Genomic DNA, 16,365 nt, shown 5'->3' on the forward strand with positions numbered 1-16,365 from the left:
ATGGTAGATGTTTTTACAGAAATAACAATTAATTGCCCTATTACACAAGTTGCTGAATATGCCGCTAACCCTGATCATGCTCCTGATTGGTATGTGAATATACAATCTGTTGAATGGAAGACACCAAAACCGCTTCAGCTGGGCTCCCAAGTTGCTTTTAAAGCAAAATTTCTTGGCAGGGAGCTTGAATATGTATATGAAATTGCAGAATTCATTCCTGAAAGGAAAATGGCAATGAAAACAGCAAACGGCCCATTTCCCATGGAAACCATCTATACATGGCAAGCTATAGATGAAAACCATACTCAAATGACTATAAGAAATAAAGGAAACCCAAATGGCTTTAATAAGATCATGTCTCCATTCATGGCACCCATGATGAGAAGAGCAAACATGAAGGATTTGAAACTAATAAAAGCCATTCTTGAAAAATAATTTTTATTGCAGGTTTCCTGTAGGTTGAATAAGGGTGTCTGCCTCAAGTATACAGAGGCTGGCACCTTATTTTTCATCAGTAACAATAAGTTAGAATAGTGTTACTTGATTATTATTGAGATTTTGGTTAAGGTAATTACAGATATTAAGGGTCTTTAATGTATTAATAAAGGAGACTGCAAATGAAATATTCAAAAGCCACCAATTATGCATTGCACACGATGGTCTATTTAACTATAACACCGAAGGGGAGATCCGTTGGCGTTGAACAGCTGGCTAAAATCCAAAATCTTTCGCCGACCTACCTGTCCAAAATTCTTACAAAACTAGTAAAAGCAGGACTGATCGAATCAACTCCTGGTGTTAAGGGCGGATACAGCATTGTAAGCCGTACTCGTAAAACCTCTTTTTTGGATGTAATTCATGCCATTGAAGGGCACACCACTTTGTTTAATTGTTCTTTGGAGCATGAGGATTTTTCAAATGAAGATTGCCCAATTGAAAAGGTGATGATCGAAGCAGAGAAAAGGATGAAAGATGAGCTGAACAATAAATATATCGCTGATATTGCAAAAGAAATTGAGTTCACAAAGAATCACAAAATGAATTTTAATCAATCTGTGTAATTTTTTTTGGGGAAATTTATATGATTATGCAAAGAAATTATCATTGAGTAATAAGAAGAATGGTACAGTTCTACATGTGAAGGGTGCCTTTTTAAGTTGTACTTTTTTCCACAAGCCTTATAATTAACTTGTAAGCGATTACGAGTATAAGGAGGAGACTATGGGCAGATTAGTTCATTTTGAAGTTCATGTAGACGACATGGAACGGGCCAAGAAGTTTTATAGCGAGGTATTCGGATGGTCATTTCAGGATTGGAGTGAGTATGCCGGAATGCCTTATTATGGAGCAGTCACTGGAAATGAAGATGAGCAGGGCATTAACGGTGCTCTAATGAAGAGGCAGGGACCACCTCCAGAGGCTAATCAAGCGCTAAATGGATATGCCTGCACGATGGGTGTGGAGGACTATGATGCAGCTGAAGCCCGAATCCTTGAGAATGGCGGCACTGTCGCATTGCCGAAGTATGCTCTTCCTGGAATGGCTTGGCAGGGGTACTATAAGGATACTGAAGGGAATATTTTCGGTATTCACCAGCCGGATGCAAATGCCAAGTAAACTTACCTAAAACTTATAGCATCATATGGGAAAATACATAAATGAAAAAAGCCTTCTCCATCGCGAGAGGGCTTTTTTTCATGGGGGAGCCAGTCAGAGGACTGGCTCCTCTATTTTGTTATCAGGCACTGATTTTCACAATCTTGCCTTCCTTGCGTTTCTTTGCATATTCAGCAGTTGCGGTAAATAGAACATCTGATGACGAGTTAAGGGCCGTTTCACATGAATCCTGAAGAACTCCAATGATGAATCCTACACCGACAACCTGCATCGCGATGTCATTCGGTATTCCGAATAAGCTGGCTGCTAAAGGAATTAGAAGAAGCGATCCGCCTGCTACACCTGAAGCACCTGCAGCAGAAACTGCTGCTAATACGCTAAGGATAAGGGCAGTTGCAAAGTCCACTTGAATGCCCAGCGTATGGACAGCTGCAAGAGTCAGAATAGAAATCGTAACAGCTGCACCTGCCATGTTAACCGTGGCGCCTAATGGGATGGATACAGAATAAGTATCTTCATCCAGCCCTAGCTTTTCGCATAAGCTCATATTTACAGGGATGTTTGCTGCTGAACTGCGCGTAAAGAATGCTGTAATTCCGCTTTCTCTCAGGCACTTAAATACTAGAGGATATGGGTTCCTGCGAATATTTAAGAATACGATCAGCGGATTTACAACAAGGGCAATAAAGAACATGGAACCCAGCAGGATTGCAAGCAGTTTTCCGTAATCAAGCAGTGCAGAAAGACCATTGGTGACAATCGCATCAAACACGAGACCCATAATCCCGATTGGGGCGAAGTTAATCACCCATTTTACTAGAGTCGAGATGGCATCCGAGAAGTTTGCGAGCATGTTTTTTGTTGTATCAGCAGCTTTTCTTAAAGCCATGCCGAGGAGAATCGCCCAAGTCAGAATACCGATATAGTTGCCGTTGATCAGTGCATTGACCGGATTGTCCACCACGTTTGTCAGCAGGGTTTTAAGAACTTCTGCAATCCCTCCAGGAGGTGTTACATCCTCAGCTCCGGGAGCAAGTGACAGGGTAACCGGAAAAATGAAGCTCGCAACAACTGCGACAAATCCAGCAAGAAATGTACTTAAACCATAAAGGGCGATAATAGATTTCATATTCGTTTTATGGCCGCTTCTATGTTTGGAAATGGCGTGCATTACCAAGAAAAATACCAATACCGGTGCTACAGCTTTTAATGCACCTACAAAAAGAGTGCCGAAGATGGTGATCCATCCCGCTGCTTTAGGAATAGTCAAAGCCAGGGCAATACCTGCAATGATACCCAGCAGAATTCTTTTTACCAGGCTTATTTGATTCCACTTGCTGAGTGCGTTTTTCATAGAATTCCCTCCGAAGTCCTTATTATATAAAAGAGAATAAATGCCTTTCACTGTTATTCGACAGTGATATTAGTTAGTTTAACACAAATATTATAAATTGTGCGATAAATTATTATATTGAAATATCTGTTAAACGGTCTTTTTTGAGATAGAATGCTGATGCTGTTGGTTTCACTAGTTTATTTTTGTGGAATGATACTAAATAATTCAATACTTTTTTGCTTGTGGAATAGAAGCCTTTCTATAACCGCAATCTAAAAATGTACATAAAGCGAAAGATGGGGTACACACCATGACAGGAATTCTATTAGCCCTCATAGCAGCGGTTTCCTGGGGCAGCATTGTATTTGTCAGCAACAAGCTTGGCGGGGATGAGGACAGCCAGACACTGGGTACGACAATAGGAGCCCTGTTATTTGCCATCGCTGTTTATCTTTTCAAAAGGCCGGATTTGTCCAATATTGTTTGGGCAGTCGGCTTCATTTCTGGCTTATTCTGGTCGATTGGGCAGAAGAATCAGTTTGGGGCAGTCCGCTATTTGGGGGTTGCCAAGACAGCTCCGATGTCCACAGGCCTGCAGCTTATAGGAACAACTTTCTTTGGGGTATTCATTTTTAAAGAATGGGAAACAACGATGAGCATTATAATAGGGGTCGGCTCTCTGGTCTGCATCATTGTCGGTGCCGTTCTGACGTCTCTTAAACAGGGGGATGCAAAGGAACAGGGAAAAAGTCTCAAGAAAGGCCTGCTTGTACTGCTTTTATCTACGGCAGGATTTGTAGGGTATGTCGTATTAATCCGCTGGTTTGAAATTGACGGCTGGTCTGCGATTCTGCCGCAAGCGATTGGGATGGTAACAGGAGCCTTCCTCATTACTTTGCGCCACAAGCCATATAACAAATTTGCTGTCCGGAATATCATTACGGGGCTTATTTGGAGTACGGGGAATCTGGGATTGCTGCTTTCACTTCCAAAGATCGGAGTGGCCACCAGTTTTTCACTCTCTCAGACCGGAATTGTGATATCGACCATTGGCGGTCTTTTCTTTTTAAATGAACGCAAAAGCAAAAAGCAGGTGTTTATGGTTCTCCTTGGCTGTTTGTTTATTATCGCAGGGGGAGTTTTGCTGGGATTTACGAAAAAATAAAAATAAGGGAGCGGATTTTATGTATCCAAGTCTTGAAGGAAAAGTTGTCGTTATTACAGGCGGAGCGACCGGGCTCGGGAAGGCGATGGCTGAGCGATTCGGTGCTGAAAAAGCGAAGGTAGTCATCAATTATTTCAATGAGGATCAGGAACTGCAGGGGATTATTGAAACAATTGAAAGAGCAGGCGGAAGTGCCTCAGCCATCAAGGGGGATGTTACAAAGGAAGAGGATATTAAAAGAATGATCGCCCATGCTATTAAAACGTTCGGGTCTCTCGACGTCATGATCAATAACGCGGGAATCGAAAATGAAGTCCCATCTGAAGAACTCACCCTGGAGGATTGGAACAAGGTCATTTCGACGAATTTGACGGGACAATTTTTAGGCTGCCGGGAAGCCATTGATTATATGCTGGAAAACAAAATAAAAGGCTCGATCATTAATATGTCATCTGTTCATCAGGAAATTCCGTGGCCGCATTTTGTTCACTATGCAGCAAGCAAAGGCGGGGTCAAATTGATGACCGAGACTCTTGCTCTTGAATTTGCCCCGCACGGGATCCGCGTGAACTGCATTGCCCCAGGTGCTATTGATACACCGATTAATGCTGAAAAGTTCTCAGATCCTGAATTGAAAAAAGGTGTCCTTGAGCTCATTCCTATGGGCTACATCGGCAAGCCCGAAGAAATCGCAGCTTGTGCAGTGTGGCTGGCTTCCACAGAAGCGAGCTATGTCACCGGACTGACATTATACGCTGACGGGGGCATGACACAATATCCCGGATTCCAGGCGGGAAAAGGATGATGGAAAAGGCCCTTCTCGATTATGAGAGGGGCTTTGAAGTTTTAATTCAAATCAAAAAACACTGTATTACCGACCGGGGAATCATATTCCATTTTGGCATCGTCGCCGGTTTTTACTAAACCGGCTATATACCCTTCCTTCTCGTTTACTTATACATTTCAATAAAAAAATCCGGCACTTAATATGGGCCGGACCTGAAGGGGTAAAGAAAAAGGGCTGTATGATGTTTCGGTACAATTATATTGTAATGCGTAAATATTAACAAACTATGAACAGGATGCAGACAAATTATTAAATATGCAATGTCGCATTTCAGTTGGTCTCACAGGCGGTGCAGTTTGCTTAAAGCAATACCAGAGATTACTTATAGTGATAAAAAGATATACAGCCCAGAATTCTGCCTTTTCCCGGCTAAGCTAAAAAGGCAGGCGAATATTCCCTGCCTCTCAGTCATTTATTTTCTTTTTTGAGCTTTTATTTTGTTCGCTTCCAGTTCTGCAGCATACTCTTCGTATGTTTTACCCTGCTTCTGGCTTTCGGATTGAATTTTCTTGAACTTGTTATCATTTAGATTCGGCACGTCTACACCTCCCTTTGGACATGAGTATTTTTTTACAAAGGGAAGAACTTTATTCGAACAAATCAATGAGGGACTTTTTCCGAAAAAAGGTTTAATTTCCATTTACTGGGGTATCGTAACACCGGCAGTATTTTTGTTTTGGAAGAATATCCAGTACATAACATTGCAGGTAAATTCGGGTATAGATTTCTGAAGCAGAGGTAAAATATGGTCATAAAAATTAAGGAGGTTCGATCTTGGAAGAGAACAAAGATCTGAATTCTGCAAATGAGCAAGATGTGAAGCGGGAGACACTGACGACTCGGCAGGGGCATCCTGTTGCTGATAACCAAAACATCCGCACGATTGGCAACCGGGGACCAGCGACCTTGGAGAATTACCATTTCATTGAAAAGATCTCCCATTTTGACAGGGAAGAAGTACCGGAGCGTGTGGTGCACGCAAGAGGAGCCGGGGCATTCGGTTACTTTGAGACTTACGGAAAAGTTGGGGATGAGCCGGCCGAAAAGTATACCCGCGCAAAGGTTTTTTCCGGTGCAGGAAAGAGGACTCCCCTAATGGTTCGTTTTTCTACCGTTGCAGGGGCAAAAGACTCACCGGAAACTGCTCGTGATCCGCGCGGCTTTGCAGTAAAAATGTACACCGAGGATGGAAACTGGGATTTAGTCGGCAATAACCTGAAAATCTTCTTTATCCGGGATGCGATGAAATTCCCAGATATGATTCACGCCTTCAAGCCTGATCCGGTTTCAAACGTGTCAAATCCCGAGCGGATGTTTGATTTTGTCTCCAGGACACCTGAGGCCACACACATGATAACATTCCTGTTTTCACCATGGGGAATACCCGCTACATACCGTCACATGCAGGGATCCGGTGTCAACACGTATAAATGGGTGAATGAAAAAGGAGAAGCGGTACTGGTGAAATATCACTGGGAGCCGAAGCAGGGAATTCGCAATCTGACACAGGAAGAGGCAAGCATTATTCAGGCGAAAAATGTCGGTCATGCCACACAGGATTTATTTGAGTCGATTAAACGGGGAGATTATCCTGAATGGGAGCTATTTGTACAAATTATGGAGGATGATTACCATCCTGAACTGGATTTTGATCCCCTTGATGATACTAAGCTTTGGCCGGAAGATAAGTTCCCTTGGCTGCCTGTTGGCCGTATGGTTCTTGATCGCAATCCAGAAGATTACCATGCAGAGATTGAGCAGGCTGCCTTTGGTACAGGGGTACTTGTTGACGGAATGGATTTTTCCGATGATAAGATGCTGCAGGGCCGGACTTTCTCATATTCCGATACGCAGCGCTATCGCGTAGGGGCGAACTATCTGAAATTGCCGGTGAACGCACCGAAAGCACCTGTGCGCACAAACCAGCAGCGCGGGCAAATGGATACTCGTGACCCGAAAGAGTCTGGAGAAAATCCGCATATTAACTACGAGCCATCGATGAAGGGCGGCTTCAAGGAAGCACCTGAAGAAGGGCGCACACCGCATCGGCCAACTTATAATGCGGCAGCCATGAGCGCACCTATCGATCGTCCAAACAATTATGGCCAGGCCGGCCATACCTACCGGAGTTTTGAAGACTGGGAGCGCGATGAACTGATCAAAAACCTTTCTGAAGCACTGGCGGTATGTGACAAACGGATTCAGGATGCCATGTTTGAGCATTTTACACAGGCTGATGAAGAATATGGCCGCCGCGTGAAGGAAGGAACCGAGAAAGTCATGAAAGAATTGCTGGCAATGAACGGTGAAGAGCAAGTTCCTGGCCGTGACGCCGGAAGGTCTAAATATGGCCAGGGTTCGATCGCTGAGAACCAGGCAGCAAAAGAAGCCGTTGAGAAAAGCCGTGAAACGGATCCATATTAATTATTAACAAGGGCTGTCCAGAAAGTTAGTGATCCTGACTGCTGGACAGTTTTTTTGTCTTCGCTCTATCATTTTTCTAATGCAGGCAGGTAGGACTTCTTCCCGGCAGTGTAGAATAATCTCCTAAACTATATAGCCAGAGGTGCCAAATGAAACCAATTATAGGGGTTACATCAAATTTAGATGAAAATCAGCTTTCTGTTTCAATGGATAATATCTATTCATTATTAAGCGCTGGAGCCGTTCCGATTGTTGTACCTAATCTGCTGGAAGATGACAAAATTGAAAGATTAGCTGAAGAACTGGATGGGCTTCTTCTTACGGGTGGAGGGGACATCGATCCCACCCTATTTGGTGAAGAACCTCATAAAAACCTGGGAAGCATCTGTCCGGAAAGAGACACGTTTGAAATCAGCATTATTCAAAAAATGCTGGCTCTTGATAAACCAATTTTAGCCATATGCAGAGGGTGCCAAATCCTCAATATTGCTGCTGGAGGCGATATGTATCAGGATATCTATTCCCAGATGAGCGTCCCTCTTTTGCAGCATGGCCAAAAAGCACCCCGGTGGCATGCGTCCCACTTTGTGAATGTAAAAAGAAATTCTCTTCTGCACAGAGCCACTGGAGCGGAAAATTTTAAAGTAAACAGCTATCATCATCAGGCTGTCCGCAAGATGCCTGAAAACTTTGACGTATGTGCTGAAGCAAATGATGGAGTCATTGAGGCTTTTGAGAGTAGGAAGCATAGCTTTGTATTAGGGGTACAGTGGCACCCTGAATGCATGACACAAAAGAATGATGCCCCATCCATTGCTGTTTTTGAAGCATTTACAAAGGCTTGCAAACAATAAAATTAGATGGTAAAATCCCATCGCATTCTTTAAATTGCGGCGGTCTTTTCATAGCCCTTTCTCCAAATAAGTCTCTGCACCGGCGATAAACTCCCGGACGGCATACGATAAGTACTTATCCTTTTTCCAGATCATCCCGAGCTCCAAATTTACAGCAGATTCAGAGATTGGCAGAATCACCAGGTCTTTGCAGTTTATATTTTGACAGATTTTGCTTGGGAGCATAGTGATCCCAAGTTTTCCTTCAACCATTCCAAGGAGGAAGTCCTTTTGTGAGCTTTCACAGACGATCTTGGGCTGAAAGCCGTTTTTCGAGCACTCTTCAATAATCAGGTCGTAAAGTGTGAAATCTTTCCGATACAGGATAAAGGGCTCATTACCCAATTGTGAAAAGTGCACCACACTTTTTGAAGCAAGAGGATGTTCACGGTGGACAATGAGCATTAAGGGGTCCTTTAAAACATTAATAATTTCAAAGCTGCTGCCTTGTGCAGGAACTGTGCAAATAAGGCCAATATCCAATGTGCCATCGTCTACTCCCTTTTTTATCTTTTTCGTGCCAACCTCTGTCAATTTAATTTCGATCAATGGAAACTTCTCTTTATATTGGCTGATGAGCTTCGAAAAAAAAGCTGCTCCTACAATAGGAGGGATGCCAATTTTGATTTCGCCGCTCTTTAGCTCTGTCACATCTGTTAACTCCAAAGTCAGGTTTTTAAATGCGTCCAGGACTTTATTTGCATTGATCAGCACCGCTTTTCCCGCATCTGTTAATTCCAGCTGTTTTGAGGACCGGTAAAAAAGCGGCACTCCCAGTTCGCCTTCGAGGTTTTTTATGGCTTTGCTGATGGAAGGCTGGGTGACATGCAGAGTCTGGGACGCTTTTGTGAAGCTTAAGTGCTGGGCTACTTCAGCAAAATATTCTAAATGCCTTATATCCAAAGATCTCACTCCTGTCATATAACCAAAAGGCATAATGATTATAGATTATATGTATTTCATTTATAGATACCACTCATTATATAATATTCTACAACAGTATAATACTGAAAATTAACAATATTCAATAAGGGGAGATGGTTAGGATGGATTTGCAGAAAGAATCTTTATTGCTTCATGAGAAGTTTCAAGGGAAGTTAACAGTCGATGTGAAAATGCCGCTGAACAGCATGAAAGATTTAAGCTTAGCCTATTCCCCCGGAGTAGCAGAGCCCTGCCGGAAAATTCATGACCAGCCTGAAAAAGTCTATGATTATACGATAAAAGGTAATTTAATCGCCGTTGTTTCTGATGGGACATCGGTGCTCGGTCTTGGCGATATTGGTCCTGAAGCCTCCATGCCCGTCATGGAGGGGAAGGCAGCCCTGTTTAAAGCTTTTGCAGGGATTGATGCAGTTCCGATTTGCCTTGATACGAAGGATCCCGAAGAAATTATTAAAACAGTCAGGCTGCTGCAGCCTTCGTTTGGCGGCATCAACCTGGAAGATATCGCAGCACCGAATTGCTTCTACATTGAAGAACGACTGAAGCAGGAAATGAACATCCCCGTCTTTCATGATGATCAGCATGGAACAGCAATCGTAACGGCTGCCGGTTTAATAAACGCTCTAAAGCTTGTGGATAAAAAAATGAATGATATAAAAGTCGTTATTAACGGCGCTGGTGCCGCAGGAATCGCGATTATTAAGCTGCTCCTTAATATGGGTGTAAAAGATATCATCATGTGTGATACAAAAGGAGCGATTTACGAAGGAAGGCAGGAGCGGATGAACCCTGTCAAAGAGTCTGTGGCGAAGATCACCAATTCAGCCAAACGCCAGGGTCCGCTTGAAGATGTTATCATCGGCGCTGATGTATTTATAGGGGTATCATCTGCAGGAGCCTTAACAAAGGAAATGGTCCAGACAATGAGTCAGGATTCCATTATTTTTGCCATGGCCAATCCGGTTCCTGAAATCATGCCGGAAGAGGCGAAAGCGGCAGGTGCCAAGGTGGTTGGAACAGGCCGTTCCGATTTGCCGAATCAGGTGAATAATGTCCTCGCATTCCCGGGGATTTTCAGAGGAGCTTTGGACGTAAGGGCTACTGAAATTAATGAAGAAATGAAGATGGCAGCTGTCAAGGCCATCGCCGGATTAATCGATGCTACAGACTTATCACCGGATTATGTAATTCCAGGACCGCTTGACAGCAGAGTTGTCCCGGCTGTAAGAGATGCAGTAGTAAAAGCCGCCCAGGAAACCGGTGCTGCCCGGATCGAAATCATAAAGAGCGAGACCATAAGCCAATAGAATAAAATTTTGCATGCGGAGGCATGTTCAAGCAAAGTTAATCATAGTATCCAAAATATAAAGCTGCTGGTTTTGCCATGGGGATTGATTTTATCACTTTCGTCACTCTGAATTCATTAAAAAAGGAGATTGATACCGATGAAAGTATACGAAGTAATTGAGGCGCTGGAAATGTTCCGTGGTGAAATCATTGAAGACTATTACATTATTTATGAGCAAACAGAAAAGAAGGTCTTTGAAAATCGAAATAATCATCTGTTTCAGCAGGAAAGGTTTTTAGAAGAGTCAGTTAATGTCTTTCAAGGCAACCCGCATTCTACCCTGAAAAAAGTAAAAGCCTATCCTGTTTGTCATCTTGCATATGGAGATATCCGCGAAACGATCAGAAAAGACTTTCCTTACCTATTTAAGAACTTGAACCGATCTCTTGCATAATAACAGGCAGCCTCTATTTTTAATGGGAGGCTGCCTTTTTTTAGGACCTCATAATGGAAAAGTATCCTATCTATCTGTATGATGGTATAACGGTAAAAAGAAAACTTCGGCATCGCCGTTTTTCAGTAAAATAATTAGGGAATAATCCAGATGTGAACTTATTAGAGGGGTGGAGCAATGATCCAATTTGACAATGTGTCAAAACAGTATGGGGATGGAACAAAGGCTGTTAATTCAATTAACTTACATATAAATGAAGGCGAGTTCTTCGTTATTATTGGTCCGAGCGGCTCTGGAAAAACTACGGTTCTGAAAATGATTAATAGACTGATTCCTTTGACTTCAGGAACGATATCTATTAAAGGCAAACGGATAAGTGACTATGATATTCATGAGCTTCGCTGGGATATTGGTTATGTCCTCCAGCAGATTGCCCTTTTTCCTCACATGACAATTGGGGAAAATATCGCGATCGTACCGGAGCTAAAGAACTGGGAACAGGGGAAAATCAAAGAACGGATTGATGAGTTATTGGAAATGGTCGGTTTGGAGCCTGACATCTACCGCAGCCGAAAGCCGCATGAACTCTCAGGGGGACAGCAGCAAAGAGTGGGTGTAACAAGAGCGCTGGCAGCCAATCCGCCCATCATCCTGATGGACGAGCCTTTTAGTGCGCTGGATCCTATAAGCAGGGAAAAGCTTCAGGATGACCTAATCCATCTTCAGAAAAAAATAAAGAAAACAATCGTCTTTGTCACACATGATATGAAGGAAGCTTTAAAGCTCGGTGACCGCATTTGCGTCATGAAGTGCGGGGAAATCATCCAAATTGGCACCCCAGAGGAGCTGCTGGCTAACCCGGAGAACGAATTTGTCCGGCAGTTTGTCGGGGAAGACCAGGGACCGTACATAGAGGGATTCAGCCTTCATGATATTCTCCTGCCGAATTCAGAAACCGAACAGAACGGGGCAATCATTTCCGTCTCGGCTTCACTGGAAGAAACGCTTAGCTTATTGGCTTCTCATGATGAGCTTGCTGTAGAAGAAGGCGGAAGTATCATTGGAATGGTTAACAGGCAGGCTGTTATTCGTAAGCTGGCTGGCATCAAACAGAAAGAGGTGAGGTCATGAACACCTTCAGCTCTGTTTTTAATGAAAGGAAAGGTCAATTATTAAGTGTACTTATTGAGCATATACAGATTTCGCTTATTGCATTGTTTTTTTCAGTACTGATTGCGATTCCGCTTGGGATTTATTTGACAAAAAAACAAAGAATCGCAGAAGGGATCATTGGAGTGACGGCCGTATTGCAGACTGTTCCGTCATTAGCTTTGCTTGGACTTTTGATTCCTTTATTCGGCATTGGGAAAGTTCCGGCTATTATCGCATTAGTCGTGTATGCACTTTTGCCCATTCTAAGAAATACATATACAGGCATTAAGGAAGTGGATGATTCCATTATCGAAGCGGCTCGGGCGATGGGAATGAACAGGCGGAAAAGGCTCATGAAGGTAGAGCTTCCTCTCGCCATGCCGGTTATTATGGCCGGTATCCGCACGGCTATGGTGTTAATTGTTGGAACGGCTACTCTTGCTGCATTAATTGGAGCAGGAGGCTTGGGAGACCTGATTCTGCTTGGAATTGACCGGAACAACACGGCCTTGATTGTTCTGGGGGCCATACCTGCGGCCTTATTGGCGATCCTTTTTGATATGCTGCTGCGCCGCTTCGAGAATATGTCATTTAAAAGATCCCTCACTGCGCTGGGGGTATTCATCGGGGCGATGATATTGGTTATGGCGCTTCCATTACTGACAAATAAATCGGATGAAAATCTTGTTATTGGAGGAAAGCTTGGTTCAGAACCGGAGATCCTAATCAATATGTACAAATTGCTAATTGAAAATGAAACGGATCTTAATGTGGAATTACAGCCTGGATTAGGGAAAACATCGTTTGTCTTCAATGCGCTGAAGTCAGGTAGTATTGATGTGTATCCTGAGTTTACCGGTACAGCTATTGCGGAGTTTTTAAAAGAGACAGCGGTAAGCACAGACAGTGGAGAGGTTTATGAGCAAGCGAGAAAAGGGATGAAGGACCAATTCAATATGAAGCTGTTAGAACCGATGGCTTACAACAATACGTATGCTTTGGCAGTGCCAGAACAATTGGCTGAGGAATATAGCCTGCAAACCATTTCAGATCTAAAAGCAGTCGAGCAAAACATAAAAGCAGGCTTCACCCTTGAATTCTCTGACCGGGAAGATGGCTATCGAGGCATTCAAAAGCTTTATGGCGTGGATTTTCCAACTGTTTTAACCATGGAGCCAAAGCTGCGCTATGGAGCAATTGAAAATGGTGAAATCAACTTAGTGGACGCATATTCTACTGATAGTGAAATCGCAAGGTACAATCTCACTGTCCTGGAGGATGACAAGAATCTGTTTCCTCCGTATCAGGGTGCCCCATTGCTAAGAGCTGAAACAGCAGAAGAACACCCCGAATTGGTCAAAGTCTTAAACAAACTGAGCGGTAAAATTAGTGACGATGAAATGCGTGAAATGAATTATAAAGTCAATGTTGAAGGAACAAGTGCTGAAGAAACAGCCCGGGACTATTTGCAGAAGGAAGGATTGCTGAAGTAAAGATTAACAAAAATATCAGAACAGCGCCTGAACGAATTCGTGCAGGCGCTGTTCTGATTTACATATGAATCTAAATGGATTGGACTGAATCACCCGAAATGAGTGTTACATAGATACGCTCATTTTCCACTGGTTCACCAGTAATCAGCTTCAGGAGATGTTCAGCAGACACAGCTCCCCATTTTCGCTCTGAATAATCGATAGTTGCCAATCTGGGCTGGGTGTAGTGAGAAAGCTCAATATTATCGAAACCGATGATGTGAATATGCTTCCCAATCTGATACTGTGTTTTTGCCAAATAATTGTACATACCGATGGCCATTTCATCATTCAGGCAGAAAACCGCAGCGGGATCTGTAAATTCTTTTACGATTTGCGCAGCTGCCTTCTCGCCTGCATGTTTATTAAAATCACCCGGGAGTTCGTGGTAATCGATATACTGATATCTTTTGACTGCCTGCCGGACTGCTTCAATCCGCTGAGCAGCATCATACGAGCCATCCGGCCCATTTACAGCATAAATTTTGCGATGCCCTTTTTCAATCAGAAAATCAATAGCAAGTGTTGCCCCGGAAGTATTATGCAATAAAACCTGGTTAATATTAGGATGGTTTAATTCTCTATCCATCACGACTATCTTATGTCCTGCGTCTGCGTGCTTCAGCAGTTCCTCACTCGAGAAGGAGAAATCCAAAACGATGGCCCCGTCAATCATGCGTTCTGGTATAAAGCGGTGTGACTCTTTACCTCCGCAAACAATCATCTCGTATCCTTTACTGTTAAGGGCGTCCTGAATGCCCTGCAGGAGCTGTCCATAAAAAGCACCGCCAAAATTAGTTAAGAAGACGCCAATTATTTTCGTTTCTCTTTTCTTTAGTGATCGTGCTGCAGCATTCGGCACGTAGTTTAGCTCCTTGGCAATGGCCAGGATTTTTGCTGCAGTCTCCTCTGTAACCTTCGGGTTTCCGTTCAGAGCATAGGAAACAGTTGATATGGAGACACCCGCTTTTTTTGCTATGTCTTTAATACTTGTCACGATTCTCTCTCCAGTCTCTGCAGTAGGCTCTCCTTTTATTATACATTGTGAGCGCTTCCAGCTATAGTCAATTTTTCATTTTATAAACAACTGCTTCATAAGGGCGCATCTTCTGATCGCCGGGAGGGGAAAGATAATTATGGATAAGCAGATTGCCACTCATGCTGCTGAGGAGGAGAGACCTCACTTCTTTTTCTGTAAAATTGCAGATTATCAACCATTTTTCACCCTTATATCTTCTTTCATACGCATAGATTCCCGGCTCACTTTCCAGCAGCCGATAGTCGCCATATAAGATAATGTCATTTGATTTTCTCAATTCTATCAGTTTTTTATAGAAGCGGAAAATCGATTGACGCGCATCTAAATCGCAAGCTGCATTAATTGAAATATAATTTGGATTCACATCAATCCAAGGAACACCGTATGTAAAGCCGGCATTCTTGTCTGCATTCCACTGCATTGGTGTTCTGGCATTATCCCGGCCTTTCACATAGATGGAATTCATTATAGAATCATGAGGATAGCCCGCTGAAATTCGCTCATTATACATATTGAGTGTTTCAATATCGCTGTAAGAGTCCAAATCCGGGAATTTGATATTTGTCATCCCGATTTCTTCCCCCTGGTAAATGTAAGGAGTGCCTTTCATGAGATGTAAAAGGGCGGCAAGCATGGTGGCACTTTCATAGCGGAAGTCAACATCATTGCCCCATCTGGAAACAATGCGCGGCTGATCATGATTGCTCCAGAACAGGCTATTCCATCCTTTATCTGAAAGACCGGTCTGCCAGTTTGATAAAACGCGTTTCAGATCTCCTAATTCGAGCGGTTTCAAATCCCATTTCTGCTTTCCTGGCAGCTCATCCAATGCAATATGTTCGAAGGAAAAAACCATATCCAGTTCTTTTCGCGAAGGATCAGTATATAACATTGCCTGATTGAGATCTGCCCCGCCGGTTTCCCCGACAGTAACAACGTCCGTTCCCTCTAGTACTTCCCGATGCATTTCCTGCAGATACTCGTGGAGGAGGGGACCATTTGCAATTACATGTTGATCCAGATCCTTTGCAATCAGATCAATGACATCCAATCGGAATCCTTTAATGCCTTTCTTAATCCAGAAACGCATCACATCATAAATGGCCTGACGGACAGGGGGATGATGCCAATTCAAATCAGGCTGTTTTTTACTGAACATGTGCAGGTAATACTGTGCTGTCGCAGGATCATATTCCCACGCGCTTCCGCTGAAGAACGACTGCAGGCCGCTAGGCGGGCCATCTTCAAGAGCCTCTTTCCAAACATAAAAATCCCTGAAAGAATTTTCTTTACTGCTTTTGGATTCAATAAACCAGGGGTGTTCATCCGAGGTATGGTTGGCGACAATATCCATCATGATGCCTATTCCGAGGCTGGCAGCCTCGGAAATAAGCCGATCCATATCATCCATAGAACCATATTCAGTGTTTATGCTGTAATAATCGCTGATGTCATACCCATTATCATCGTTTGGTGAAGCATAGACAGGACAGAGCCAGATCAGATCCGCTCCCAATTCCGCAATATAATCGAGCCTCGTAATAAGCCCTTTTAAATCACCAATGCCATCTCCATCAGAATCTTTGAAACTGCGAGGGTACACCTGATAAATTACACTCTTATGCCACCATTTCATTTCCATATTCAGCCCTCCTGGATAAAAAGGAAGCGGC

General features: G+C 43.3%; 17 protein-coding genes. 12 read left to right on the plus strand and 5 right to left on the minus strand.

Annotated features, from left to right (window positions below; translation table 11 throughout):
- The 3 genes from JI665_RS04545 (at position 1) to JI665_RS04555 (ending at position 1,617) form a co-directional block, all read left to right on the plus strand.
- Positions 1-435: an SRPBCC family protein gene (locus JI665_RS04545; protein WP_206836811.1), complete on the plus strand. Its 435-nt coding sequence runs from the start codon at positions 1-3 to the stop codon at positions 433-435.
- Positions 436-617: 182 nt separating this feature from the next.
- Positions 618-1,061, plus strand: coding sequence for an Rrf2 family transcriptional regulator (locus JI665_RS04550; protein ID WP_206836813.1), 444 nt, complete (start codon positions 618-620; stop codon positions 1,059-1,061).
- Between the two features lie 160 nt (positions 1,062-1,221).
- The gene (locus tag JI665_RS04555) at positions 1,222-1,617 is read left to right on the plus strand and encodes a VOC family protein (RefSeq protein WP_206836816.1); all 396 of its coding nucleotides are present in this window, start codon (positions 1,222-1,224) and stop codon (positions 1,615-1,617) included.
- A gap of 121 nt (positions 1,618-1,738) precedes the next feature.
- Here the strand turns inward: JI665_RS04555 and sstT are convergent, their stop codons facing one another.
- Entirely contained in the window at positions 1,739-2,971 is a 1,233-nt protein-coding gene (gene sstT, locus JI665_RS04560) for a serine/threonine transporter SstT (RefSeq protein WP_206836819.1), read from the minus strand.
- Positions 2,972-3,263: 292 nt separating this feature from the next.
- Between sstT and JI665_RS04565 the strand changes: the two genes are divergently transcribed.
- The 3 genes from JI665_RS04565 to JI665_RS28875 are packed head-to-tail and all read left to right on the plus strand — an operon-like array spanning position 3,264 to position 5,042.
- The gene (locus JI665_RS04565; RefSeq protein ID WP_206836823.1) at positions 3,264-4,118 is read left to right on the plus strand and encodes a GRP family sugar transporter; all 855 of its coding nucleotides are present in this window, start codon (positions 3,264-3,266) and stop codon (positions 4,116-4,118) included.
- Between the two features lie 19 nt (positions 4,119-4,137).
- Positions 4,138-4,923, plus strand: a complete 786-nt coding sequence (locus JI665_RS04570) for a glucose-1-dehydrogenase (protein ID WP_206836826.1) — start codon at positions 4,138-4,140, stop codon at positions 4,921-4,923.
- Complete coding sequence (locus JI665_RS28875) at positions 4,920-5,042, plus strand: hypothetical protein (protein WP_280516057.1); 123 nt, start codon at positions 4,920-4,922, stop codon at positions 5,040-5,042. Before JI665_RS04570 ends, JI665_RS28875 begins: the two co-directional genes overlap by 4 nt.
- A gap of 335 nt (positions 5,043-5,377) precedes the next feature.
- On the opposite strand, the gene JI665_RS28880 is transcribed toward JI665_RS28875, so the two are convergent.
- A complete protein-coding gene (locus tag JI665_RS28880) occupies positions 5,378-5,503 on the minus strand; it encodes a hypothetical protein (RefSeq protein ID WP_280516058.1) in 126 nt (41 codons plus the stop codon).
- Between the two features lie 236 nt (positions 5,504-5,739).
- Here JI665_RS28880 and JI665_RS04575 point away from each other — a divergent pair, with 236 nt between their 5' ends.
- Together JI665_RS04575 and JI665_RS04580 are read left to right on the plus strand one after the other, a co-directional pair.
- Positions 5,740-7,389 (plus strand): catalase, encoded by a 1,650-nt coding sequence (locus JI665_RS04575; RefSeq protein ID WP_206836829.1) that lies wholly within the window; start codon positions 5,740-5,742, stop codon positions 7,387-7,389.
- Positions 7,390-7,538: 149 nt separating this feature from the next.
- On the plus strand, positions 7,539-8,243 hold the full coding sequence (locus JI665_RS04580; RefSeq protein WP_206836833.1) for a gamma-glutamyl-gamma-aminobutyrate hydrolase family protein: 705 nt from the start codon (positions 7,539-7,541) through the stop codon (positions 8,241-8,243).
- 48 nt (positions 8,244-8,291) lie between these two features.
- Here JI665_RS04580 and JI665_RS04585 read toward each other — a convergent pair whose 3' ends face one another.
- Positions 8,292-9,185 (minus strand): LysR family transcriptional regulator, encoded by an 894-nt coding sequence (locus JI665_RS04585; protein ID WP_206836835.1) that lies wholly within the window; start codon positions 9,183-9,185, stop codon positions 8,292-8,294.
- A 143-nt stretch (positions 9,186-9,328) separates the two neighbouring features.
- Here JI665_RS04585 and JI665_RS04590 point away from each other — a divergent pair, with 143 nt between their 5' ends.
- The 4 genes from JI665_RS04590 to opuFB all read left to right on the plus strand — a co-directional run bounded on the left by JI665_RS04590 (position 9,329) and on the right by opuFB (position 13,614).
- Complete coding sequence (locus JI665_RS04590; protein ID WP_206836838.1) at positions 9,329-10,534, plus strand: NAD(P)-dependent malic enzyme; 1,206 nt, start codon at positions 9,329-9,331, stop codon at positions 10,532-10,534.
- A gap of 138 nt (positions 10,535-10,672) precedes the next feature.
- The gene (locus JI665_RS04595; protein ID WP_206836841.1) at positions 10,673-10,969 is read left to right on the plus strand and encodes a hypothetical protein; all 297 of its coding nucleotides are present in this window, start codon (positions 10,673-10,675) and stop codon (positions 10,967-10,969) included.
- Between the two features lie 177 nt (positions 10,970-11,146).
- Positions 11,147-12,100, plus strand: a complete 954-nt coding sequence (locus JI665_RS04600; protein WP_206836843.1) for an ABC transporter ATP-binding protein — start codon at positions 11,147-11,149, stop codon at positions 12,098-12,100.
- Complete coding sequence (opuFB, locus tag JI665_RS04605) at positions 12,097-13,614, plus strand: ABC transporter permease/substrate-binding protein (RefSeq protein ID WP_206836846.1); 1,518 nt, start codon at positions 12,097-12,099, stop codon at positions 13,612-13,614. Before JI665_RS04600 ends, opuFB begins: the two co-directional genes overlap by 4 nt.
- Before the next feature lie 70 nt (positions 13,615-13,684).
- On the opposite strand, the gene JI665_RS04610 is transcribed toward opuFB, so the two are convergent.
- Entirely contained in the window at positions 13,685-14,650 is a 966-nt protein-coding gene (locus JI665_RS04610; RefSeq protein WP_206836848.1) for a LacI family DNA-binding transcriptional regulator, read from the minus strand.
- Positions 14,651-14,717: 67 nt separating this feature from the next.
- Complete coding sequence (locus tag JI665_RS04615; protein WP_206836850.1) at positions 14,718-16,334, minus strand: glycoside hydrolase family 13 protein; 1,617 nt, start codon at positions 16,332-16,334, stop codon at positions 14,718-14,720.
- Positions 16,335-16,365: the final 31 nt, after the last annotated feature.

The sequence above is a fragment of the Bacillus sp. NTK034 genome (genome assembly GCF_017303275.1).
Lineage (GTDB): Bacteria > Bacillota > Bacilli > Bacillales > Cytobacillaceae > Cytobacillus.

What these genes read in the sequence shown, in the direction of transcription:
- JI665_RS04545 (WP_206836811.1), top strand. Translation starts at nt 1, where the DNA reads ATGGTAGATGTTTTTACAGAAATAACAATTAATTGCCCTATTACACAA.
- JI665_RS04580 (WP_206836833.1), top strand. Translation starts at nt 7,539, where the DNA reads ATGAAACCAATTATAGGGGTTACATCAAATTTAGATGAAAATCAGCTT.
- JI665_RS04615 (WP_206836850.1), bottom strand. Translation starts at nt 16,334, where the DNA reads ATGGAAATGAAATGGTGGCATAAGAGTGTAATTTATCAGGTGTACCCT.
- JI665_RS28875 (WP_280516057.1), top strand. Translation starts at nt 4,920, where the DNA reads ATGATGGAAAAGGCCCTTCTCGATTATGAGAGGGGCTTTGAAGTTTTA.
- JI665_RS04590 (WP_206836838.1), top strand. Translation starts at nt 9,329, where the DNA reads ATGGATTTGCAGAAAGAATCTTTATTGCTTCATGAGAAGTTTCAAGGG.
- sstT (WP_206836819.1), bottom strand. Translation starts at nt 2,971, where the DNA reads ATGAAAAACGCACTCAGCAAGTGGAATCAAATAAGCCTGGTAAAAAGA.
- JI665_RS04600 (WP_206836843.1), top strand. Translation starts at nt 11,147, where the DNA reads ATGATCCAATTTGACAATGTGTCAAAACAGTATGGGGATGGAACAAAG.
- JI665_RS04595 (WP_206836841.1), top strand. Translation starts at nt 10,673, where the DNA reads ATGAAAGTATACGAAGTAATTGAGGCGCTGGAAATGTTCCGTGGTGAA.
- JI665_RS04550 (WP_206836813.1), top strand. Translation starts at nt 618, where the DNA reads ATGAAATATTCAAAAGCCACCAATTATGCATTGCACACGATGGTCTAT.
- JI665_RS04555 (WP_206836816.1), top strand. Translation starts at nt 1,222, where the DNA reads ATGGGCAGATTAGTTCATTTTGAAGTTCATGTAGACGACATGGAACGG.
- JI665_RS04565 (WP_206836823.1), top strand. Translation starts at nt 3,264, where the DNA reads ATGACAGGAATTCTATTAGCCCTCATAGCAGCGGTTTCCTGGGGCAGC.
- JI665_RS04570 (WP_206836826.1), top strand. Translation starts at nt 4,138, where the DNA reads ATGTATCCAAGTCTTGAAGGAAAAGTTGTCGTTATTACAGGCGGAGCG.
- opuFB (WP_206836846.1), top strand. Translation starts at nt 12,097, where the DNA reads ATGAACACCTTCAGCTCTGTTTTTAATGAAAGGAAAGGTCAATTATTA.